Source organism: Pseudomonas sp. IAC-BECa141, assembly GCF_020544405.1.
Lineage (GTDB): Bacteria > Pseudomonadota > Gammaproteobacteria > Pseudomonadales > Pseudomonadaceae > Aquipseudomonas.
Window position 1 is genome coordinate 3,965,323 of record NZ_CP065410.1, and the last position, 22,548, is coordinate 3,987,870.

21 protein-coding genes are annotated in these 22,548 nt (G+C 59.9%); 11 read left to right on the plus strand and 10 right to left on the minus strand.

All coding sequences use genetic code 11. The features are described from left to right. The first annotated feature begins 69 nt into the window (after window positions 1-69). Entirely contained in the window at window positions 70-252 is a 183-nt protein-coding gene (locus tag I5961_RS18065; RefSeq protein ID WP_085686588.1) for a hypothetical protein, read from the plus strand. On the opposite strand, the gene I5961_RS18070 is transcribed toward I5961_RS18065, so the two are convergent. Next, window positions 249-1,310, minus strand: coding sequence for an AI-2E family transporter (locus I5961_RS18070; protein WP_085698978.1), 1,062 nt, complete (start codon window positions 1,308-1,310; stop codon window positions 249-251). The genes I5961_RS18065 and I5961_RS18070 overlap by 4 nt on opposite strands. A gap of 156 nt (window positions 1,311-1,466) precedes the next feature. On the opposite strand from I5961_RS18070, the gene yegQ reads away from it, so the two are divergent. Next, window positions 1,467-2,795 (plus strand): tRNA 5-hydroxyuridine modification protein YegQ, encoded by a 1,329-nt coding sequence (gene yegQ / locus I5961_RS18075; RefSeq protein ID WP_227232951.1) that lies wholly within the window; start codon window positions 1,467-1,469, stop codon window positions 2,793-2,795. Between the two features lie 23 nt (window positions 2,796-2,818). Here the strand turns inward: yegQ and I5961_RS18080 are convergent, their stop codons facing one another. Then, entirely contained in the window at window positions 2,819-3,532 is a 714-nt protein-coding gene (locus I5961_RS18080) for a FadR/GntR family transcriptional regulator (RefSeq protein ID WP_227232952.1), read from the minus strand. Between the two features lie 366 nt (window positions 3,533-3,898). Here I5961_RS18080 and I5961_RS18085 point away from each other — a divergent pair, with 366 nt between their 5' ends. Beyond that, window positions 3,899-5,245, plus strand: a complete 1,347-nt coding sequence (locus I5961_RS18085; RefSeq protein ID WP_227232953.1) for an MFS transporter — start codon at window positions 3,899-3,901, stop codon at window positions 5,243-5,245. Window positions 5,246-5,259: 14 nt separating this feature from the next. Then, window positions 5,260-6,603 (plus strand): glucarate dehydratase, encoded by a 1,344-nt coding sequence (gene gudD / locus I5961_RS18090; RefSeq protein ID WP_085698970.1) that lies wholly within the window; start codon window positions 5,260-5,262, stop codon window positions 6,601-6,603. A 135-nt stretch (window positions 6,604-6,738) separates the two neighbouring features. Here the strand turns inward: gudD and I5961_RS18095 are convergent, their stop codons facing one another. Continuing rightward, on the minus strand, window positions 6,739-7,611 hold the full coding sequence (locus I5961_RS18095; protein ID WP_227232954.1) for a LysR family transcriptional regulator: 873 nt from the start codon (window positions 7,609-7,611) through the stop codon (window positions 6,739-6,741). Window positions 7,612-7,770: 159 nt separating this feature from the next. Here I5961_RS18095 and ampC point away from each other — a divergent pair, with 159 nt between their 5' ends. After that, complete coding sequence (gene ampC / locus I5961_RS18100; RefSeq protein WP_227232955.1) at window positions 7,771-8,937, plus strand: class C beta-lactamase; 1,167 nt, start codon at window positions 7,771-7,773, stop codon at window positions 8,935-8,937. 61 nt (window positions 8,938-8,998) lie between these two features. On the opposite strand, the gene I5961_RS18105 is transcribed toward ampC, so the two are convergent. Beyond that, the gene (locus I5961_RS18105) at window positions 8,999-9,307 is read right to left on the minus strand and encodes a hypothetical protein (protein WP_227232956.1); all 309 of its coding nucleotides are present in this window, start codon (window positions 9,305-9,307) and stop codon (window positions 8,999-9,001) included. Between the two features lie 485 nt (window positions 9,308-9,792). On the opposite strand from I5961_RS18105, the gene I5961_RS18110 reads away from it, so the two are divergent. Together I5961_RS18110 and I5961_RS18115 are read left to right on the plus strand one after the other, a co-directional pair. Beyond that, window positions 9,793-11,154, plus strand: coding sequence for an AAA family ATPase (locus I5961_RS18110; protein ID WP_227232957.1), 1,362 nt, complete (start codon window positions 9,793-9,795; stop codon window positions 11,152-11,154). Then, window positions 11,147-11,767 carry a retron system putative HNH endonuclease gene (locus I5961_RS18115; protein ID WP_085703288.1) on the plus strand — a complete coding sequence of 207 codons (621 nt, stop codon included), beginning with the start codon at window positions 11,147-11,149 and terminating at the stop codon, window positions 11,765-11,767. The genes I5961_RS18110 and I5961_RS18115 overlap by 8 nt, the downstream gene beginning before the upstream one ends. Before the next feature lie 88 nt (window positions 11,768-11,855). Here the strand turns inward: I5961_RS18115 and I5961_RS18120 are convergent, their stop codons facing one another. The 4 genes from I5961_RS18120 to I5961_RS18135 form a co-directional block, all read right to left on the minus strand. After that, the gene (locus I5961_RS18120) at window positions 11,856-12,422 is read right to left on the minus strand and encodes a DUF4174 domain-containing protein (RefSeq protein ID WP_227232958.1); all 567 of its coding nucleotides are present in this window, start codon (window positions 12,420-12,422) and stop codon (window positions 11,856-11,858) included. A gap of 212 nt (window positions 12,423-12,634) precedes the next feature. Beyond that, window positions 12,635-13,420 (minus strand): sulfite exporter TauE/SafE family protein, encoded by a 786-nt coding sequence (locus tag I5961_RS18125; protein ID WP_011335062.1) that lies wholly within the window; start codon window positions 13,418-13,420, stop codon window positions 12,635-12,637. A 104-nt stretch (window positions 13,421-13,524) separates the two neighbouring features. Next, entirely contained in the window at window positions 13,525-14,739 is a 1,215-nt protein-coding gene (locus I5961_RS18130) for an MFS transporter (RefSeq protein WP_227232959.1), read from the minus strand. An 81-nt stretch (window positions 14,740-14,820) separates the two neighbouring features. Then, window positions 14,821-15,570, minus strand: a complete 750-nt coding sequence (locus I5961_RS18135) for a hypothetical protein (RefSeq protein ID WP_085686885.1) — start codon at window positions 15,568-15,570, stop codon at window positions 14,821-14,823. Between the two features lie 246 nt (window positions 15,571-15,816). Here I5961_RS18135 and I5961_RS18140 point away from each other — a divergent pair, with 246 nt between their 5' ends. The 3 genes from I5961_RS18140 (at window position 15,817) to I5961_RS18150 (ending at window position 18,378) form a co-directional block, all read left to right on the plus strand. Then, entirely contained in the window at window positions 15,817-16,965 is a 1,149-nt protein-coding gene (locus tag I5961_RS18140; RefSeq protein ID WP_227232960.1) for an aldose epimerase family protein, read from the plus strand. 91 nt (window positions 16,966-17,056) lie between these two features. Further along, window positions 17,057-17,878: an aldo/keto reductase gene (locus tag I5961_RS18145; RefSeq protein WP_227232961.1), complete on the plus strand. Its 822-nt coding sequence runs from the start codon at window positions 17,057-17,059 to the stop codon at window positions 17,876-17,878. A gap of 29 nt (window positions 17,879-17,907) precedes the next feature. Next, on the plus strand, window positions 17,908-18,378 hold the full coding sequence (locus I5961_RS18150; protein ID WP_085698955.1) for a DUF1810 domain-containing protein: 471 nt from the start codon (window positions 17,908-17,910) through the stop codon (window positions 18,376-18,378). On the opposite strand, the gene I5961_RS18155 is transcribed toward I5961_RS18150, so the two are convergent. Continuing rightward, window positions 18,343-20,703 (minus strand): DNA polymerase II, encoded by a 2,361-nt coding sequence (locus tag I5961_RS18155; RefSeq protein WP_227235620.1) that lies wholly within the window; start codon window positions 20,701-20,703, stop codon window positions 18,343-18,345. The genes I5961_RS18150 and I5961_RS18155 overlap by 36 nt on opposite strands. A 189-nt stretch (window positions 20,704-20,892) precedes the next feature. Between I5961_RS18155 and I5961_RS18160 the strand changes: the two genes are divergently transcribed. Further along, window positions 20,893-21,333, plus strand: coding sequence for a CBS domain-containing protein (locus I5961_RS18160; protein WP_085698951.1), 441 nt, complete (start codon window positions 20,893-20,895; stop codon window positions 21,331-21,333). Window positions 21,334-21,491: 158 nt separating this feature from the next. Here the strand turns inward: I5961_RS18160 and I5961_RS18165 are convergent, their stop codons facing one another. Next, window positions 21,492-22,115: a glutathione S-transferase gene (locus I5961_RS18165; RefSeq protein ID WP_085698949.1), complete on the minus strand. Its 624-nt coding sequence runs from the start codon at window positions 22,113-22,115 to the stop codon at window positions 21,492-21,494. Window positions 22,116-22,548 lie beyond the last annotated feature (433 nt).

The window sequence follows — 22,548 nt, forward strand, 5'->3', positions numbered from 1 at the left end:
AAAGCGTTGATTGTCCCTGAAACGGCCAATTCCCTAAGGTAGCTCCACAGATTGATGGAGGTACTTTTCATGGCTCAGGTTCAAATCATGTCCGTTATCGGTAGCGCCGTTCCCGCATCGCTCAGAGAGTTGGGCCTGCTCGCCTGCTGGTATCTGGTGCGCGACGGCGAGCCCGTCAGCGGCCCGCTCACGTCCTTGCCAGCGGCGCAGGCGCTGTCGCAACAACTGCTCAACGACCCGTTCAAGGCTTAAGGCAACTGCACTTTTGGTCTGGTTTCGATGAACAGCGCCCAACTCGACATGAACAATGCAGCGATCAGCGGCCCGATCACGAAACCATTGAGGCCAAAGACCGCCATTCCGCCCAACGTCGAAATCAGGATCATGTAGTCCGGCATCCGGGTATCCTTGCCCACCAGGATCGGGCGCAGCAGGTTATCCACCAGACCGATCACGAACACCCCGAACAATCCCAGCACCACGCCCTGCCAGATCATCCCGCTGAGCAGGAAGTAAACGGCCACCGGCGCCCAGACGATCCCCGCACCCACTGCCGGCAACAGCGACAGAAATGCCATCAGCACCGCCCAGAGCAACGCACTGGGAATGTCGAGAAACCAGAATATCGCCCCGCCCAAAGCCCCTTGAGTAATCGCGACCACGAGGTTGCCCTTTACCGTCGCGCGCACCACACGGTTGAACTTCAGCTGCAAACGACGCTTGTGATGTTCTTCCAGCGGTATCGCCGTGCGCACCTTGCGCGCCAGATCGGCACCATCGCGCAGAAAGAAAAACAACAGGTACAGCATGATGAAGAAACTCACCACGAACTCGAAAGTGCCCTGGCCGAAACTGAATGCCTGAGTTGCCAGTACCTGGCTGCCCTGCATCGAAGCCTTGACGATCTTCTCGCGCAAGGCATTGAGTTCGCCCAATCCGAAGCGGTCGAGAAGGTGCTGAAAGTACGGCGGCAGACTGTGCTTGAACTGCGCCAGATACGCGCCGATATCGAGCTTGCCGCTTTCGATGTTGTCGTAGAGCGTCGCCCCTTCCTGCACCAGCAGTACGCCGATGACGATCACCGGCAGGATCGCGATCACCAGGCAGATGCTCAAAGTACACAGCGACGTCAGGTTGCGTTGCCAGCCGAATTTCAATTGCAACCGGCGTTGCATCGGCGCAAACAGGATGCCAAGTATCACCGCCCAGAACACCGCGCCGTAGAACGGCAACAGGATCCAGATAAAGGCGACCGTCACCAGCAATAGCAGCACGGTGAGGGATTTGAATTGCAGACTCTTTTGGTTCATGTCCGGTCCAGGTCAGTCAGGCGCCACCCGCGCCCGTCCCGTTTAGTCAACCAGCGTCGGCGCGAGTGCCCTGTTTCTTCATGGAGCATAGATCCAGATCAATAAACCCTCGGTGCAACTGCTCTACCCTGCCGCGCTTTTGCGACCGACGCCGCCATGACGACCTCTTTCACCCCCGAACTGCTCGCCCCCGCCGGCACCCTGAAAACCATGCGTTACGCCTTCGCCTATGGGGCTGATGCGGTGTATGCCGGCCAGCCGCGCTACAGCCTGCGGGTGCGCAACAACGAGTTCGATCACGCCAATCTGGCGCTCGGCATTCGCGAAGCCCAGACCCAGGGCAAACGCTTCTACGTGGTGGTCAATATCGCGCCTCACAACGCCAAACTGAAGACCTTCCTCAAGGATCTGGCGCCAGTGATCGAGATGGCGCCGGACGCGCTGATCATGTCCGACCCCGGCCTGATCATGCTGGTGCGCCGACACTTTCCGCAGATGCCGATCCACCTGTCGGTGCAGGCCAACACGGTGAACTGGGCGAGCGTCGAGTTCTGGCAGCAACAGGGGCTGAGCCGGATCATCCTGTCCCGTGAACTGTCGCTGGAAGAGATCGGCGAAATCCGCGAACAGGTGCCGGGCATGGAGCTGGAAGTGTTCGTGCACGGCGCACTGTGCATGGCCTATTCCGGCCGCTGCCTGCTCTCGGGCTACATGAACAAGCGTGACGCCAATCAGGGCACCTGCACCAACGCCTGCCGCTGGAAATATTCGGCGCAGGAAGCCACGGAAAACCAGCTCGGCGAAATCGTGCAGACCTTCGAACCGCAACCGACCCTCGGCCTCGGCGCCCCCACCGATCAGGTGTTCCTGTTGCAGGAAGCCAACCGCCCCGGCGAGCTGATGCCGACATTCGAAGACGAGCACGGCACCTACATCATGAACGCCAAGGACCTGCGCGCGGTGCAGCACGTCGAGCGCCTGACCCGCATGGGCGTGCACTCACTGAAGATCGAAGGCCGGACCAAATCGCACTTCTATTGCGCACGCACCACCCAGGTCTATCGCCGGGCCATCGACGACGCGGTGGCCGGCCGCGAGTTCGACCGCAGCCTGATGACCGATCTTGAATCCCTCGCCCAGCGCGGCTACACCGAAGGTTTCCTGCGCCGCCATGTGCATGACGAATACCAGAACTACCAGAACGGCAGCTCAGTGTCGGAGCGTCAGCAGTTTGTCGGCGAACTGACCGGCGAGCGCCGGGATCGTCTGGCCGAGGTCAAAGTGAAGAACCGCTTTGCACTGGGTGATCACCTGGAACTGATGACACCCAAGGGCAATTTCCATTTTGATCTGCATGAGTTGCAGAACCTCAAAGGCGAAACCATCGACGTAGCCCCGGGGGATGGGCACACCGTTTATCTGCCGATTCCGGATGCGGTGGATCTGCGCTTCGGCTTGTTGATGCGCGATCTCGGCGCTGTTTAGACGCAGCTATCGAACCGGCGACTTCAATTCGTGGCTGAAAACCGATCACGACTGTTGGTCAGGTGCAGCCACATCGCCGCGCGCGCCGCGTCGGGGTCCTGACGCTTGATCGCGTTGAGGATCGCTTCATGTTCGAGATTCGCCAGTTGCCCGAGCTTGCTCAAATCCACCGCCCCTCGCTCGGCCGCATTGACCCGAGTGCGCGGGATCATCGCGCTGCCCAGATGCTGCATGATTTCGGTGAAGCAGACATTGCCGGTGGCTTCGGCAATCAACAAGTGGAAGCGCCGATCGGCCTCGACGCAACTGTCGTTGTTGGCCAATAGACGCTGGTAGTCGTCCAGCGCCTGACGCATCTGCAACAGTTGCTGCTCGGAACGACGCTGCGCGGCCAGTGCTGCTGCTTGCGTCTCCAGCCCCATGCGCAATTCAAGAATACTGCGCACCCCCAGCGCGGTGTCGACGTTCAGCCGCAACCCCTGCTCCGGCACGCGTTCGATCACGAAGGTGCCGATGCCGTGCCGCGTCTCCACCAACCCCGACGCCTGCAATTTGGAAATCGCCTCACGCACCACGGTGCGGCTGACGCCGTACTCCTGAACGATCGAGTTTTCCGACGGCAACTTGTCACCGGGCAGCATCTGGCCGAGCAGGATGCTCTGGGTCAGTTTCTCCACCAGGTCATGGGCCAGGTTGTGGGCGCGCTTGCGGGCGGGGGCGTCGAGGTCTTCTTGCATGGTCGGATCCGGTGAACGGGGCATTCCGATCGTAGCACTGCAGACGATGACTTGTATGAGCTCCTATGACTTCAAGCGCTCAACTTGTATGACAACAACCATTTTTCGTTTAAGAACTTTCAATACCTTCACGCCATCACTCCACATTTACTGGGCTGGCACTCCACAGTTCAACCCCGCAACCACCCTTTAAAGCCCAATAAATACGGCACTTCGAATCCAGAAAAGCATAAAAAACCTTCGCCGTAGATAAATTTGATTGAGCGCCCCCACTTGTAGGACAAAAAAACGCAGTTGTATGATGTCTATCAACAACGCAACATCCAGCCAAACCCCGCATAAAAATAACGAGTGGGAGAAAACCAAGTGAAATCATCCATTGCCGGGATGAACGAGGGCGCCAATTCCGCGCTGTCCTCCGCCATTGCCAAAGTCAAACGCCACGTCCTGCCGCTGTTCGTCATCATGTTCATCGTCAATTACATTGACCGGGTGAACATCGGCTTCGTCCGCACCCACATGGAACACGACCTCGGCATCGGTGCCGCGGCCTATGGTTTCGGTGCCGGTCTGTTCTTCATCGGTTACGCGCTGTTCGAAGTCCCTTCCAACATGCTGCTGCAAAAGGTCGGCGCACGAATCTGGCTGACCCGCATCATGCTCACCTGGGGCCTGGTGGCCGCCGGCATGGCGTTCATCCAGAACGAAACCCACTTCTACATCCTGCGATTTCTGCTCGGCGTGGCCGAGGCCGGATTCTTTCCCGGAGTGATCTACTACTTCACTCGTTGGTTGCCGGGAGCCGAGCGCGGCAAGGCAATTGCGATTTTCTTGAGCGGTTCGGCGGTGGCCTCGCTGATTTCCGGCCCGTTGTCCGGCTTGCTGTTACAGATCGAAGGTCTGGGCATGCACGGCTGGCAGTGGATGTACTTCATTGAGGGGATGTTCTCGGTCTGCCTGTGCGTCTTCGTGTGGTTCTGGCTCGACGCCAAACCCCACGACGCCAAGTGGCTGACCCGCGCCGAACAGGACGCCCTGGTCAAGGCCATCGACGATGAACAGAAGGCCCGCGAAGCCGCGACGCCAATCCGGCCGTCGCTGGGCAAACTGCTCAAGGATCGCCAGATCATCCTGTTCTGCCTGATCTACTTCTTCATTCAATTGACCATCTACGCGGCGACCTTCTGGCTGCCGAGCATCATCAAGAAAATGGGCGAGATGAGTGACTTCCAGGTCGGCCTGTTCAACTCGATTCCGTGGTTGCTGTCGATCATCGGCATGTACGCGTTCGCCTCGTTCTCGGCGAAGTGGAAACACCAGCAGGCGTGGGTCGCCACGGCGTTGCTGATCGCCGCTGCGGGGATGTTCATGTCCACCACCGGCGGGCCGATTTTTGCCTTCGTCGCGATCTGCTTTGCCGCACTGGGTTTCAAATCCGCCTCGTCACTGTTCTGGCCGATTCCGCAGGCCTACCTCGATGCACGGATTGCCGCTGCCGTGATCGCGCTGATCAACTCGGTGGGCAACCTCGGCGGCTTCGTCGCCCCGACCACTTTCGGCCTGCTGGAACAACACACCGGTTCGATCCAGGGCGGCCTCTATGGTCTGGCCGCGACCTCGATCATCGCCGCGATCATCGTGTTCGCCGCCCGCATGACACCCAAATCCGCACCTGACGTCTCCGTGGCCGATACCGCGCCGAAACACGCTTGAAAGGACAACCCGACATGACCGCACACGACATCGCCAAAGCTCCGATCATCACCGAGATGCAAGTCATTCCGGTGGCTGGCCACGACGGCATGCTGCTCAATCTGAGCGGTGCCCACGGGCCGTTTTTCACCCGCAACATCGTCATCCTCAAGGACAACGCCGGCCACACCGGCGTCGGTGAAGTGCCCGGCGGCGAACGCATTCGCCAGACTCTCGAAGACGCCCGCAGCCTGGTGGTCGGCAACCCGATCGGCACGTATCAGAAGATCCTCAACCAGGTGCGCCAGACCTTCGCCGACCGCGATGCCGGCGGCCGTGGCCTGCAAACCTTCGACCTGCGCATCACCATTCACGCGGTCACCGGGCTCGAAGCCGCCCTGCTCGACCTGCTCGGCCAGCACCTCGATGTGCCGGTCGCCGCACTGCTTGGCGAAGGCCAGCAGCGTGATGAAGTGAAGATGCTCGGCTATCTGTTCTACGTGGGCGATCGCCGGGCAACCGACCTCGCTTACCGCAGCGAACCGGATGCCGACAACGACTGGTTCCGCGTGCGTCACGAGCAAGCCATGACCGCTGACGCCGTGGTGCGCCTGGCCGAAGCTGCTCATGCGCGCTATGGCTTCAAAGACTTCAAGCTCAAGGGCGGTGTGCTCAGCGGCGATGCCGAAATTGAAGCGGTGACAGCACTGGCCGAGCGCTTCCCCGATGCGCGAATTACGCTTGATCCAAACGGCGCGTGGTCACTGAAAGAAGCGATCCGTCTGTGTCGCGACCAGCATCATGTGCTGGCGTATGCCGAGGATCCGTGTGGTGCGGAAAACGGCTATTCGGGCCGTGAAGTGATGGCCGAATTTCGCCGCGCCACCGGCCTGAAAACCGCCACCAACATGATCGCCACCGACTGGCGCGAGATGGGCCATGCGATTCAGTTGCAGTCGGTGGACATCCCGCTGGCCGACCCACACTTCTGGACCATGCAGGGTTCGGTGCGCGTGGCGCAGATGTGCCACGAGTGGGGCCTGACCTGGGGCTCGCACTCCAACAACCACTTCGACATTTCCCTGGCGATGTTCACCCACGTCGCGGCCGCCGCACCGGGTGACATCACCGCCATCGACACCCACTGGATCTGGCAGGACGGCCAGCGCCTGACCAAGGCGCCGCTGCAAATCGTTGACGGCTGCGTACAGGTGCCGAAGAAACCGGGGCTGGGCGTGGAACTGGACATGGATCAGGTGGCCAAGGCCCACGAGCTCTATAAAGGCATGGGGCTGGGTGCGCGGGATGACAGTGTGGCGATGCAGTTTCTGATTCCGGGCTGGACGTTCGATAACAAGAAGCCGTGTCTGGTGCGCTAAGCCGGATTCACCGCAATACCCTGTGGGGTCGAGCTTGCTCCGGGCGGCGATCCGACGATGGCGGAGCGTCAGTCGATAAATTTTTCGAATTTGAGGCCGTCTTCGCGAGCAAGCTCGCTCCCACAAGGACGTTCACTAGTCTGAAATTTCCAGCAACCAATGCTTGAACGCTGCCATCGCCGAAGTCTCCGGCCGTGACTGCAAGCGCGTCAGCCAATAGCTGCCGGTGGTGATTTCGATGGCAAAGGGTTGGCGGATCAAATCCGCCGCCAGTTGCCGGGCAAACATCAACGGCGGCGCCAACGCTACCCCGCCGCCCTGCAGCGCCGCTTCCATCATCGCCAGCGACGAGTCGAACACAATGCTCTGGGGCGGCGCGGCATGCGTCGCCAGACCCGCCGCTTGAAACCATTCCGGCCACTCATCGGTGCGATAAGAACGCAACAAACGTTGCTGCAAAAGGTCCCCCGGCGTGTGCAACTGTCGGGCAATTTCCGGCACGCAGAGCACCGACAATGGCGCCTCAAGCAAACGGGTCGCCTCGATGCCGTGCCACGCCCCGGCGCCGAACCGGATCGCGTAATCCAGGCCTTCGGCGGCGACGTCCACCCGATTGTTGTTGGTCGACAGCCGCAAATCTATGAGCGGATGTTTCGCCTGAAAGTCCGCCAGCCTCGGCAACAACCAGCCCACCGCGAAGGTGCCCACCGCACCGACCGTAAGCATTTCCCGATATTGCCCGCCCGCCAGACGCTCGAGCATTTGCGCAATATGATCGAACGATGTGGTCAGCACCGGCAGCAGGGTTTCGCCCTCACCGGTCAGCATCAGCCCACGGGGCAGGCGTTTGAACAGGATCACGCCGAGTTGCGCCTCCAGGCTTTTGACCTGATGGCTGACGGCCGCCTGAGTCACACACAACTCCACGGCGGCACGGGTGAAACTGAGGTGGCGCGCGGAAGCTTCAAAAGCGCGTAATGCATTTAATGGCAATTGAGGTCGAATCATGCCAAATCCCAAATTTTTCTAATGGCTCGTCCGAGATTTCATCGTTTGTCGAAAGACGCGGGACTGCCTAGATTTGCGGCGCTGATCAGCAACCCGATGAAAAAACGCTCGCAGTGTAGCGGGATAACACCATCAACACTCATGGAGAGTGGTTCAAGCATGTCTTCGATCAACCTGAACAAACTCAAGTCCTTCAGCGCTTTTGGACTCCTCTTCGGCGCAGCCACTTGCCTGGCCGCCCCGCAAACCGACGACCAGTTGCAAGCGCTGGTCAAGGCCACTGTGACGCCAGTCATGCAGCAACAGGACATCGCGGGGCTGGCCGTGGCCGTGACCGTCGATGGCAAGGCGCATTACTTTAACTACGGGGTCGCCGACAAGAGCACCGGGCAAGCGGTGAATGAAAACACCCTGTTCGAAATCGGCTCGGTGAGCAAAACCTTCACCGCAACCCTCGCCGCCTACGCCCAGGCCAGCGGCAAACTGCAATTCTCCGACAAGGCCAGCCAGCACTGGCCCGAGCTGAAAGGCAGCGCCTTCGACCACATCAGCCTGCTGCAACTGGGCACCTACAGCGCCGGTGGCCTGCCACTGCAATTTCCGGATGCCGCGGATTCTGCCGACAAGATGCTCGGCTATTACCAACACTGGAAATCGATGTTTCCGGCCGGTAGCCAGCGTCTGTATTCCAACCCGAGCATCGGCTTGTTCGGTTACCTGGCGGCGAAAAGCCTGGGCCAGCCGTTCAATCAAGTCATGACTGAAACCCTGCTGCCGAAACTCGGGCTCAAGCACACCTACCTGTCGGTGCCGGCGTCTGAACAGAAGCTCTACGCCCAGGGCTATGACAAGACCAACAAACCGGTTCGCGTCAGCCCCGGCGCACTGGATTCCGAAGCCTACGGCGTAAAAACCAGTGCCGCCGACCTGCTGCAATACGTCGAGGCCAACCTCGACACCACCAGACTCGAAACACCGCTGCAAAAAGCCATCGCCCTCACCCACTCCGGCTACTACACCGTTGGTGACATGACCCAGGGCCTGGGCTGGGAACGCTACGCCTACCCGATCAGCCTCGAACGCCTGCTGGACGGCAACTCGACGCCAATGGCCATGGAACCGCACAAGGTCAAATGGCTGAATCCGCCACAGCCTGAACCGGCGAACGTGCTGCTGAACAAGACGGGTTCCACCGCTGGCTACGGCGCGTATGTCGCGTTCGTGCCATCGAAAAAAGTCGGGATCGTGATTCTGGCGAACCGCAATTACCCGAATGGAGAGCGGGTGAAGATTGCGCACAGGATTCTGGGTGAGTTGACCCTGTGATCACGCCATAAAAAACGGGCGACCTGAGAAGGTCGCCCGTTTTTGTTTGGGAGGTTGAAAACTACGCCTGTAGCTTCCAGCCCAGTACATCCATCAGATCGCAGCTATCGCGCAGAGGGATTGCCAGCACCCGGGCGAAGTCCTGCAACAGTAATGAGTCATGACCGATGCCGTCGCTCAATGAAAGTGTTTCCAACAACTGCGTCACGCTGCGCAATCGGTACGCGGCAGTGCCGTGGAGTACGTCTACCGGGGCTTCGCGATCAATCAGGAGACAGGGAATCTGGCAGTCGATGCCGGTGATGGGGATGTAGCGGGGCTTGGTTGATTCGGTGCAAATTTCAGGTGATTCGAAATTCGTTTTCTTCATGGGTGTAACTCCAATGGGATTGTAAAAAAAGCTACCCATCTCACTTCCACATGAGGGTGGCAGCTGTACGCAGGTGTGGAAGACCGAGCCAATCACCCTAACCCGGCGCACCCGAAAGCGCTCCCGCGTACAGCCACCATAAGTCCGCGATGTTGACATAAAAGATGTCGCCATGCGCTTTACGGTGCTTGGTGAATGAGTCTGAAAACCGGACTTCCACATCCGACCGCTGATTTTGCAGCGGCCCGGAAAGGTTATCGGCACCGCTGCCAGAGCACCAGTTCACCAATACCGCCGCGCGTTGCAGGAAATATCCGACGAATCTGAAGGGTGTTGCCTAGCCATTTTGGTGGGAATATGCGGCAACTATTTTGATGGGTGACCGGGTGAATTCGAGTATCTACACTCCACCGAATCAATCCGTGGCCGGTGATGACATAATGCGCGCCAAAGCCTTTAAATCGACTGCGCCGAAAGGGTGATGTATGGAAATTTTCAGTTTTAGCCTTAAGGATGTCGGCCGGTTCCACGACTTGACGGTGTTTCTGGCGCCGACTGCTGTTCACTCATCAAATGTAACAGTACTAGTAGGTAACAACGGCGCCGGCAAAACCACTCTCCTAAAGTCACTGGCCACATCACTGAGTTGGCTAGTTGCCAGAATCCGGACTGAAAAAGGTAGTGGTAACTATCTTAACGATGTCGACATTCGAAATGGTGCTTCAACCTCGCTAGTTTTAGTAGCTGCGGCCGACTTGTCACAGGCTCAATCAGATCCTCCGATGGGAAAAGATGTACTTTTCACGTGGGGTATCGCACGGGGTAAACAAGGACGGAAATCGGCAGTTCATAGCGAGCTGGTAAACGTCAGTCGACTTGCAGATCACTATCGCAACAAACTGACCACCGATGATAAGGCCTCTCTTCCTCTGATCGCCTATTACCCAGTTGAGCGGTCGGTTCTTGAAATCCCGCTAAAAATCAAAACCAAACACACCTTCGACCAACTCGACGGCTACGACAACTCGCTCAACCGAGGCGTCGACTTCCGCCGTTTCTTCGAGTGGTTCCGCGAACGCGAAGACAGCGAAAACGAAACCGGTATTTCCGACACTGCACTGGCTGAAATCTCCGAAAAATTCGGCTCGGACAGCGAGGTCTGGCAAACCCTGTCCAAACTGAAAGCCTCCTCCCGCGACCGCCAACTGACTGCCGTGCGCTCCGCCATCGCCGCGTTCATGCCCGGCTTCACCAACCTGCGCGTGCAACGCAAACCGCGCCTGCACATGGCCATCGACAAGGATGGCGTCACCCTCAACGTCGCCCAGCTCTCTCAAGGCGAGAAGTCGATGATGGCGCTGGTCGGTGATATCGCCCGCCGTTTGGCGATGATGAACCAGTCCCTGGACAACCCACTCCATGGCGACGGCATCGTGCTGATCGACGAAGTGGATCTGCACCTGCACCCAAAATGGCAACGCAGCTTGATCCGCCAACTGAGCGAAACCTTCCCCAACTGCCAGTTCGTGCTGACCACCCATTCGCCACTGGTCATTAGTGACGCCAAGGATGTTCTGGTTTACGTGCTCAATGACGGTGAACTCCACGAACACAACGGCCTATACGGACTCGATGCCAATCAGGTGCTGCTGGAAGTCATGGACACCGATATCCGCAACAGCGACGTTCAAAAACGCTTGAACGCGTTGCTCGAACGCTTGCAGGACGGTGATCTGGAAACCGCACAGAAGCTATTCGCCGAACTGGCAGAAGAACTTCCAGACGGTCATATCGAACTGGCGAAAGCAGCGCTGTTGCTGCGCAAGCTGGAGCTGCGTCGTGCGTAAGATCACCAAGGGAGCCGAGCCGGAACAACTCATCAGATGGAAACGCGCCAACACAACATTACGTTACCGGGACCTGCCCAGCGAAGAACGTGTGAGCGTGCGCACGGCCTGTATAGCGGAACAGTTCAGCCTTTGCGCCTATTGCTGCCAGACCATTGCAGGCGACAACTCACATAACGAGCACGTTGAAGCCCAGGATAAGGCCCCCAATCGCACATTGGAGTTCACCAACATCGTCGCCAGTTGCCAGCGCCAGAATCAATGTGGACATCATCGAGGCACCCGCCCACTGGATCTGACGCCCTTGATGGAGGAGTGCGAGTCGGAATTGAAGTTTTACCTGTCCGGTAGAGTGACCGGCAAAACCGAACGCGCAAATTCAGCCTTGGAAATCTTGAATCTCGGTCATACCGAAGAAAGCAATCGCGGACTCATAGGGGCGCGGAAACAGCTGGTTGATCAGCTGATATTTACAGGAGGCATGCAACCCGATGACCTTGAAGATGAAGAGCTACTGGGCATTCTCCTTGATGACATGTTGACTCCCAAGAATGGCCAGCTCGCGGCTTTTTCTCCGGTTCTGGTCAATGTCATCCGTCAGCTCATGACCTGATATTCAAAGCATCGGGGTCATTCCGGCGGGCAAAAAAAATGGCGAACGCTTTATAACGTTCGCCATTTTCATTCAGAGCCTGCCTCAATCAATCATCCGGCATTTCCGGTGGCTTGGCCGGTTTGGTCGGCTTCGTCGGTTTTGTCCCTTTCGCGCCTTTGGCCGGGGCCGGTTCTGCAGCAGTCGGCGCCGTCACCACGGTGGAAGTGGTTTCTTTCTCGGCGGCAGGCAGCGCATCGATGGTGTCGAAAATTTTCTTCAGGTCGACCGTTGCGGCTTCCTCCCCCGAAGCCGACAGTTTGGTCTCACCATCCTTGCCCACCAGAAACACTTTCGGATACGCCCCGGCGCCCAGCTTCAGCGAGCGCAGCAACGCCATGGTCTGCTGCTGCTCCATGCTTTTGCCATCGACCTGACCGCTCATGCTCAGGATGGTGTAGACCTTGATCTTGCGGTCGGCGATGCCTTGTTTGTTGGCCGGGTCGTCCAGCGCTTTTTTCAGGCTGACCCAATAAGAATCGACCGTACTGGAAGCGATCACGATCACCGGGCGGTTGATGCCCTTGTCGACGTCCAGAGGGGAATCGCCGTCGGCGGCGAACAGGGGGCCGGCAATCGCCAGCAAGAGTGTCAGGGTCAGTGACCTGATGAGCATGCGCATCTCCTTTTGATATCCACGCTCTAATGATTGCGCATCGCAGCGATTGTTCCGGGTGGTGCCCGGCAAAAGTGTTTCGCCTTGCCCAAAGCTTAGGTCAGCACCGGTTTTGCGCAACCGGACGTGCGCGATCCTGCCGCCCGTTTGTTTACCTTTTACGACCGCGTCAGCCGGATGCTTGAGCCTTCGGGGTCATAGATGCTCGCCGATCAGAACGCCAGTTTGTAACCGATCAACACCAGCATCGTCGCCAGGCACGGGCGCAGCAGCTCATCGGAGACGCGGCCGGTCAGGTGGCTGCCGAGCCAGATGCCCGGCAACGAGCCCACCAGCAGGAAACCCAGCACGCCCCAGTCCATGTTGCCCATGCTCGCGTGGCCGAGGCCGGCGACCAGGGTCAGCGGTACGGCGTGGGCGATTTCGGTGCCGACCAGGCGGCGGGTCGGCAGCAGAGGATAAAGGATGAACAGCGCGACGGTGCCGAGGGCGCCGGCGCCGATGGAGGTCAGGGCGACCATGGTGCCGAGGATCAGACCGGTGATCACGGTCATGACATTCAGGCGCGCGCCGCTGGGGTTGTAGTTACCGCCGGCACGTTTGTGGGCGAATTCCAGCAGGCGCTTCTTGAACAGAATCGCCAGCGCGGTGGCGAACAGCACGAAGCCGAGTGCCTGCTTGATGATGGCGTTCATCGCGTCCGGCGCGGTGTGCAGGGTGCTGAGGAACCACAAGGTCATCGCCACCGCCGGGACACTGCCCAGGGTCAGCCAGCCGGTAATGGCCCAGTCGATATTCTTGTTTTTCCTGTGCACCAGCACGCCGCTGGATTTGGTGATGGCCGCGTACAGCAGATCGGTGCCCACCGCCGTGGCCGGATTGATGCCGAACCAGAGCAGGATCGGCGTCATCAACGAACCGCCGCCAACACCGGTCATGCCAACGATGAACCCCACCACCAGCCCGGCAATCACCAGGCCGAAATTTGCCAATTCCATGAAGACATCCAGAAGACAACAGGAAAAATCTGGCCCGCAGCATAGCGATTTTTCTTATAACCACCTATATCGATCCGATCTATCGTTATGCCATTTCTTGAGTGTCAGTGCTGCCGCCGGCCCGGTTTGAAACTGTGGGTGCTGTTGAGCCAGACGGTAGCCAGTGCGATCAGCGACAGGATCAGCAACGCCCACGGAAACGAAATCGCCCCTGCCCGGTCCAGCAGCAAGCCGCCAAACAAGCCGCCGCCGGCGATCGCCACGTTCCACGAGGTGGTGAGCATTGCCTGCACCACATCCACATGTTCCCCGGCAGAGTCCGCTGCGGCCGTCAGCAGCAACGTCGCCGAGCCGCCGAACGACAGGCCCCATACCGCCATGCACGCATACATCAGCCAGGGCGATGGGGCGACCAGTGCCAGCACCAGCGCGGTCACGGCAAACACCGCGAGACTGATCAGCGCCAGTCCGCGCAACCAGCGATCCACCAGCAGGCCGATGATCCAGATCCCCAGCAACGAACACAGGCCGAAGACCAGCAGTACCAGGTCAACCCGCTCGCCAAGACCGGCCTGCGTCAGAAACGGCGCGATGTAGGTGTAGAGAATGTTGTGGCCGAGCATCCAGGTCAGCACCACGAACAACACCGGGCGTACACCGGGCAAACGCAGCGACTGCATCAACGGCAACCGTTCGGCACGGGCCTGGCCGGGACGATCCGGCACGGCAATGACGATCCAGGCCGCCAGTACCAGCGCCAGTGCCGACATGATCCCGAACGAGGCGCGCCAGCCGATGACATTGCCCAGCCAGGTGCCGGCCGGCGTGCCCAGCGACAGGGCCACCGGGGTGCCGAGCATGGCAATCGCCAGCGCCCGACCTTGCTGATGCACCGGCACGATCCCGCGCGCGTAACCGGCCATGATCCCCCACGACAGCCCCGCCGCCATCCCGGCCAGAAACCGCGAGGCCAGGGTCAAACCGTAATGGCTGGAAAAGGTGGTGATGGTGTTGAACAGCAGGAACCCGCCGACTGTCATCAGCAGCACCCGCTTGCGCCCCCAGCCGCGGGTGGCGACCGTCAGCGGAATCGCCGCGACAATCGAGCCCAGCGCATACAGCGTCACCAGTTGCCCGGCCAGCACTTCGCTGACGCCCAGGCCGGCACCGATCTGCGGCAACAGGCCGGCGGGCAGGGTTTCGGTGAGGATGGCGATGAAGCCGGTCATGGCAAACGCCAGCAGCGCGGCGTAAGGCAGTTTGTCCGTGCGGGCGGCACGTTCCAGGCTCGAGTATTCGGCGCTTGCGGGGTCGGTCATGACGGGTGCAGCTCCCTTTGAGTCAAATCGGACAGAAAATTGTATACAAACACAATCGTCCGCCACTCTACCCGACCAGGCTCACTGCACGGGCAAGAAATTCAAAAACAGCAGGCTCTGGGCGTAATTCAGGCCGATGCGCCGGTAGCGCTCGTCGAGCATCTGGGTCAGCAAATCAAGGCGCGCCACGATTTTTCCGAACTCCGTGGCGAAGCTCAGATTGCTGCCCTCCTCGGAAATCTCGTTGGAGAACAGCAGCGGCTGGCCTTCCTTGTTCTGCCGCTGGGCGAGGATCCACGTGGCTTTCTCGATGTTGCGCGCGGCGTTGTTGACGAACGTCGGGTTGATCGCATCGGTCATGTAGAACTCGGTGCGGTTGCCGTGGGCGGTGACCAGCATGCTGCCGATCGCATAGATGAACGCGCCGACCCGGTCGCCGAGAAATTCAGGGCTCATGGCATAGCTCAGCGCGGCCAGGTCTTTTTTGCCGCCGAGGGTCGGCAACGGTTGTTGCTGTTCGACGGCCAGCCGCACTTGTTTGACCGCGGTACGAATGTCGAGAAAACCGGATTTGCGCAACTCGTCCGGGTTGCGCAGGTACAACTTGCCCATCAAGCGATAGAGGCTGTCGAGGTTGTCGCGCATCGCCAGCGTGGCCATGCGATCGACGCTGGTCTGAAGAAACTCCTGCGGCCTGCCCTCGCGCATCTGGGTGATGAAGTTGTTGCCGTCCTGATGGCTGCAACCGCCGAGCAACAGCGTCGACAGGCAGGCCAGCAGCAGGCACGGGCGATGAATGAATGCAGCGATGGGGTGCAAAACTCTCGGCATGAATTCTTTGACAGACACGTTCCTGTGCGGCGGAAGTCACCGCACCCTGGCCATGGATAGAGCCGGGGATTTCGCAAAAGTGCAGTGCCGGCGTGGATTCCCGATCTTCGGTTCACACTGCCCAAGGAATTTAGTCCGACTTTATTTTTGCATTAACCGTTTAATCCGCTATAAATCTTCACTTGAACATCAATTAGCATGACTATTTAGAGATTTTTAAAACAACAACAAAAAGGAAGGTCAACCATGCTTCAATCCCGACACTCACTTTGCGGCCTCGGACTGTCCCTGATGATCGCCACTCTCTCCGCCCAGGCCGCCGGCCTGTCCAGCGAACACAAAGCCTTCGGCAAGACCAATGACGGCACGCCCGTCGAGCAATACATCCTGCGCAACAGCCACGGCATGCAGGCCACGGTCATCACCTACGGCGCCACCTTGCAGTCGCTGCAAGTGCCGGACAAACACGGCAAGCTCGACGACATCGTCCTCGGCTTCGACGATGTGCAGGGTTACCAGAAAGGCACCGCGTACTTCGGCGCCACCATCGGCCGCTTCGGCAATCGTCTTGCCGATGGTGCCTTCGAACTCGACGGCAAACGCTATCAAGTGCCACAGAACGACAAGACCAACGCCTTGCACGGCGGCACTCAGGGTTTCGACAAAAAGGTCTGGAAGGCAACGCAAACCAAAGACAAGGATTCGGTGGGCGTGACCCTGACCTACCTGTCGGCGGATGGTGAAATGGGGTTCCCCGGCAATCTCACCACCGAAGTGACCTACCGCCTCACCGACTCCAACGAGCTGCGCATCGACTACAAGGCCAGCACCGACAAACCCACGGTGCTCAACCTGACCAACCACAGCTACTTCAACCTCGCCGGCGCCGGCAATGGCGACATCCTCAAGCAAGTCGCCACCCTGCACGCCAGCCATTACACCCCGGTCACCGCCAAACTGATCCCGACCGGCGAACTGGCCCCCGTGGCCGGCACGCCGATGGACTTCACCAAACCCACCGCCATCGGCCAGCACATCAAGGCCGATCATCCGCAACTGAAATTCGCCGAAGAGAAACAGGGTGGCTTCGATTTCAACTGGGCGCTGGACACCAAGGGTGACGTCAGCAAACTCGCCGCCGAAGTCAGCGACCCGCAATCGGGCCGCCACTTGCAACTGTTCACCACCGAACCTGGCGTGCAGTTCTACACCAGCAACTTCCTCGACGGCACGGTCAAGGGCAAGGGTGGCAAGGTCTATCCGCACTGGGGTGCGTTCACCCTGGAAACCCAGCACTACCCGGATTCGCCGAACCAGCCGAACTTCCCGAGTACCCGCCTCGATCCCGGCCAGACCTATACCCAAAGCGTTGTGTTGAAGTTCTCCGCCAGGTAACCACTCCCGCCTCCTTTCTGGAACCGGACGGAACCCGTGGGCTATCCTGCTGCCCACTCAAGGTATCGACCGTTTCAGAAAGGAGGTTTGAATGCGTACCCTCGAATTGGCTGGCGTGCAGGTTCCGGTGATTGGCCAGGGCACCTGGCGCATGGGCGAAGACCGCTCGGCGCACAAGCGTGAAGTGGCCGCCCTGCGCAGCGGTATCGAACTGGGCATGACCCTGATCGACACCGCCGAAATGTACGCCGAGGGCGGTGCCGAAAGCCTGGTCGGCGAAGCCATTGCCGGCCTGCGCGATCAAGTGTTCCTGGTGAGCAAGGTCTACCCGCACAACGCCAGCTGCAAAGGCATTCCCCAGGCCTGCGAGCGCAGTCTGCGCCGGCTCGACACCGATTACATCGATCTCTATCTGCTGCATTGGCGCGGCCAGTATCCGCTGGACGAAACCGTCGAGGCCTTCGAGCGTTTGCGCGAAGACGGCAAGATCGGCCGTTGGGGCGTCTCGAACTTCGATGTCGACGATCTTGAGGAGCTGTCGAGTTCGGTCTGTGCCACCAATCAGGTGCTGTACAACCTGGAGGAACGCGGCATCGAATTCGACCTGCTGCCGTGGTGCCAGCAAGCGCGCATGCCGTTGATGGCGTACTGCCCGATCGGCCAGGGCGGTGCGATGCTGGCCGAGCCGGTGCTGAAACAGATTGCCACTCGTCACGGCGTGACCCCGGCACAGGTTTCGCTGGCGTGGATTCTGCGTCAGGATGGCGTGATTGCGATTCCCAAGGCCGTGCGCCCGGAACACGTGCAGCTCAATGCACAGGCGGCGCAGCTGCAACTTGATGCCGGGGATCTGGCGGCGCTGGACCAGGCGTTTCACGCGCCACAACGCAAGCAGCGGCTGGCCATGGTCTGAGCCACCGCCGACTGACAGAGGGCTTCGCCATGAGAAGCACTGATCAGGACGATCCATTCAACCTGCAACGCTTCGTGCTCGCCCAGGACCCGGTGTTCGAACGGGTCCAGCGCGAGCTCGACGAGGGCCGCAAACGCAGCCACTGGATGTGGTTCGTGTTCCCGCAGTTCGCCGGGCTCGGGGGCAGCGAGATGTCGCGGCGGTTCGCCATCAGCTCCGCCGGGGAAGCTCGAGCCTATCTGGCCCATGAACTGCTCGGCGCCCGGCTGCGGACCTGCACGCAGCTTGTACTGAATGTGCAGCAACGCTCGATTGCCGACATCTTCGGCCACCCGGACGATCTGAAATTCCACTCATCGATGACGTTGTTCGCCCAGTTCGCGGACGACGACAGTCTCTGGCATCAGGCGCTCGAGCGTTATTTCCACGGCATCCAGGACGAATGGACCCTGCAACTGCTGGACTCAAAACAGGCCCAGTTGCCCCCCGATCAGGGTTGAGAAATCGTCGTCGACAAACGGCAGGATCGCATCCGCCACCGGTTGCAGCTGGCGGGTGATGTAGTGGTCGTAGTCGATGGCCGCGCGGCGCACTTCCAGCGGCTCGGGGCCGGCCAGGGTGATGACGTAGCTGATCCAGCCACCGTTCTGGTATTGCCGTGGGCGACCGTGTTGCGCGTTGTAATCGTCGGCCAGCCGCGCGGCACGAACATGCGGCGGTACGTTGCGTTCGTAGTCGTCGAGGGTGCGGCGCAGGCGCTTGCGGTAAACCAGTCGCTCGTCGAACTCACCGGCCAGGGTCTTGCGCACGTACTCGCGCACGTAATCCTGATACGGCCTGCGCTGGAAAATCCGCTCGTAAAGCTCCTGCTGAAACTGCCGGGCCAGCAGCGACCAGTCGGTGCGCACGGTCTCCAGGCCTTTGTAGACCATTTCCTCACTGCCGTCGGCGCGGGTCACCAGGCCGGCATAACGCTTTTTGCTGCCCTCTTCCGCGCCACGAATGGTCGGCATCAGGAACCGTTTGTAATGGGTTTCGAACTGCAATTCGAGGGCGCTTTCCAGCCCGTACTGCTCACGCACATGCTCGCGCCACCAGTCGTTGACGTGCTGCACCAGCGCCCGGCCAATGTTCGCCGCCTCTTCCTGACCGTGGGGGCGACGCAGCCAGACGAAGGTCGAATCGGTATCGCCATAAATCACCGCGTGGCCCTGAGCCTCGATCAACTGCCGGGTACGCAGCATGATTTCGTGGCCGCGCAGGGTGATCGAGGACGCCAGTCGCGTATCGAAAAACCGGCAACCGCTGGAGCCGAGCACGCCGTAGAAGGCGTTCATGATGATCTTCAGCGCCTGGGACAACGGCGCGTTGTGCTCGCGTTTGGCTGTCTCGCGGCCCTCGGCGACCCGGGCGACGATGGACGGCAGGCAATGCCGGGTGCGAGAGAACCGCGCACCGCGAAAACCCGGCACCGAATCGGCGTCATCCGGATGCTGCAAGCCTTCGATCAAGCCCACCGGGTCAATCAGAAAGGTGCGGATGATCGACGGATAAAGGCTCTTGTAGTCGAGCACCAGCACCGATTCGTACAGCCCCGGTTGCGAGTCCATGACAAATCCGCCGGGGCTGGCCTGCGGCGGATTGGTACCAAGGTTCGGCGCCACAAAACCCTGACGGTGCATCAACGGCATGTACAAGTGCGTGAACGCTGCCACCGAGCCGCCGCTACGATCCGCCGGCAAACCGGTGACGCTCGCGCGCTCGAGCAAAAACTTCAGCAGCTCGGTCCTGGCGAAAATCCGCGTGACCAGTTCGCAGTCCTTGAGGTTGTACTTGGCCAGCGCCGGTTTGTCCTCGGCGAACATGCGGTTGATCTCGTCCATGCGCTGGTACGGGTTGTCGATCGACTTGCCCTCGCCGAGCAGGGTCTGGGCGACGTTTTCCAGGCTGAACGAGGGGAAACTCCAGGTCGCCGAACGCAGGGATTCGATACCGTCGATGATCAACCGCCCCGCCGCCGCTGCGAAGTAATGATTGCGGCTGCCGTGTTCGCGCCACTGCATTTCCTCACCGTCGCGCCCGAGCTTGAGCGGCACACCGAGGCGTCGGGCGTGTTCATGGAGAATGCGCAAGTCGAACTGCACGAGGTTCCAGCCGATGATCGCGTCGGGGTCGTGACGGGCGAACCAGTCGTTGAGTTTCTTGAGGATCAGGGTGCGCGATTCGCAATACTCAAGGTCGAAATCGACGATGCTGTCATCGCCGTTCGGTGCGCCGAGCATGTACACCTGGCGTTCACCGCAGCCCTCCAGCGCGATGGAATACAACTCGCCCTGTTCGGTGGTTTCGATGTCCAGCGAGACCAGGCGCAATTGCGGACGATAGTCGGGCGCAGGCTTGAGGTGGGCGTCGAGCAACATACCGTCGGCATCGGGCGTGCCGCCGAACCACACCGGCGCGGTGATGAAACGCTCCATCAGGTAACGCTCGGGCGGTCGCACATCGGCTTCGTAGACGTCGATACCGTGGCGGTTGAGCGCGGTCTCCAGGCGCATCAACTGACCGTGCTGCTGGCAATACAGCCCAAGCACCGGGCGATGCTCGAAATCCTGCAAAGCGAGGGGGCGCAGTTCGACGTTCTTTTCGTCCGCCAGCACCCGCTCGGCCTGCTCACGCTGCTCCGCCGGGATGAACGCCACCGACGGCTGATGCGCAAGACGCACACGGCGCGGGCCGGCGTCAGTCGCCAGCCAGAACTCGACTTCAGTGCCGGCCGGGGTGTCGCGCCAATGCCGGGTCAGGACAAAACCCTGCTGTAAATCCACCACTGCGACCTCAAGAATTGATTCAGACGGGCATTCTACGCGGCATTGCCGTAACCGGTGACAAAGGCCTCGCCATGAAAAACCCGGTCGAATGACGTTTTTTGCGTGTTATCTGCCGTTTTGCGACCTTGCTCTGTGCGCCACGGTCTACGATGCTTGAAGAACAACGACAACACCTGAGTAACCGCCATGAAAACCGTCGCCCAACTGCTCAAGCTCAAAGATCAGAAAAATCAGGAAGTGCACCAGATCAAGCCCGATCACATGGTGCTCGAAGCGCTGATGAAAATGGCCGAGAAGAACGTCGGCGCCTTGCTCGTGGTGGAAGACGAAAAAGTGGTGGGTATCATCAGCGAGCGCGACTACGCGCGCAAACTGGTGCTGCACGGGCGCTCGTCGGTGGGCACGCCGGTGCGCGACATCATGGTGGCGAACGTGATCACGGTGGACACTCACCAGACCGTCGACACCTGCCTGGGCATCATGTCCGACAAACGCCTGCGTCACTTGCCCGTGGTGGAGGACGGCAAACTGATCGGACTGCTGTCGATCGGCGACCTGGTCAAGGAAGCGATCGCCGAACAGGCCGAGCTGATCAAACAGCTGGAGCAGTACATTCGCGGCGAGTGATGCCGCCACCCTGATCGTTCCCACGCTCCTGATGTTCGTTCCCACACTCTGCGTGGGAATGCCTCCTGTGACGCTCTGCGTCACGCTTTGGGACGCGGAGCGTCCCGGGCTGCATTCCCACGCAGAGCGTGGGAACGATCACCATCAGATTCGATTTCTTAACCGGGCCAATGCCGCGCAAAGACCGGCGCCAATACCGGGTGCCGGTCGATGCGCTGCAGCCACGCATGGAAACCGGGTCGAGCCTGGCGCAGGTGTTCGCGGGCACCGGCCCAGCGCGTGACCACCGCTGCCAGCACATCCAGCGCCCCTGGCGTTTCATCGTCCAGGTACAGCTCGGCGGAGAACTGGTCGGCAAACACCTCCCAGGTCCAGTGCAGTCGCTCCCGCGCACCCGCCATCAGATTCTGCCGCGAGGCCTCGTCCGGCATCACCAGCCAGCGCTCGGGGTAATCAATGACGCCGATGGCCGCATAACAATTGCTGACGATGTACACCAAACCGCGAATCGCCTGATCCCGATCAGCGCCTGTGGCGGGCAGCAGACCGGATTGCGGGAAGCTCAACCCCAGATGAATCAGGATTGCCGCACTTTCAGTGATGACACTGCCGTCCGGCAGTTGCAGGGTCGGGATCTGTTTGAGCGGGTTGAGCCGCGCCAGCTCCTGCGCCGCTTCCGCGCTGGCCTCGATATCGATGAAGCGGTAAGCCACCTGGCACAGCTCGAGCGCCGCCTCGATGGCCGCCGCCCCTGAATTGCGATGTCCGTAGAGCTGATACATAACCCCTCCTCCACTGCGAAAGGCATCCTGCCTGGGCCTATTTATAGCTGTTGTATCGAATTTGGCACGGATTGCGCATTGATCGGCAGCTTGCGAATCCCTGATCTCGCAAAACAGCGCTGGCGGTGCCCATCCCGCACCAAGAGCAATCAGCGAACGCTATCCGCGTTCTTGTAAGGTGCGATACCGGACCAAAAGTTCGCGTATCCGAGCTGGCAACAAGGAGTTCACCGCGTGAATCTTCATCTGCTGCGCCACACTCTTCTCTGCGTCCCCGTGTACCTGCGCCGTGTTCGCCCTGCGAACAGTCCGTGCATTCCTTTTATTACCTGAACGCCTGCACTATTTATTTTTTAAATAGTACGCAAGAAGTCATTGCGTGCGCGCTGCATTAATGAATGCAACAACACATTGTTCGACAATAACTTCAAGA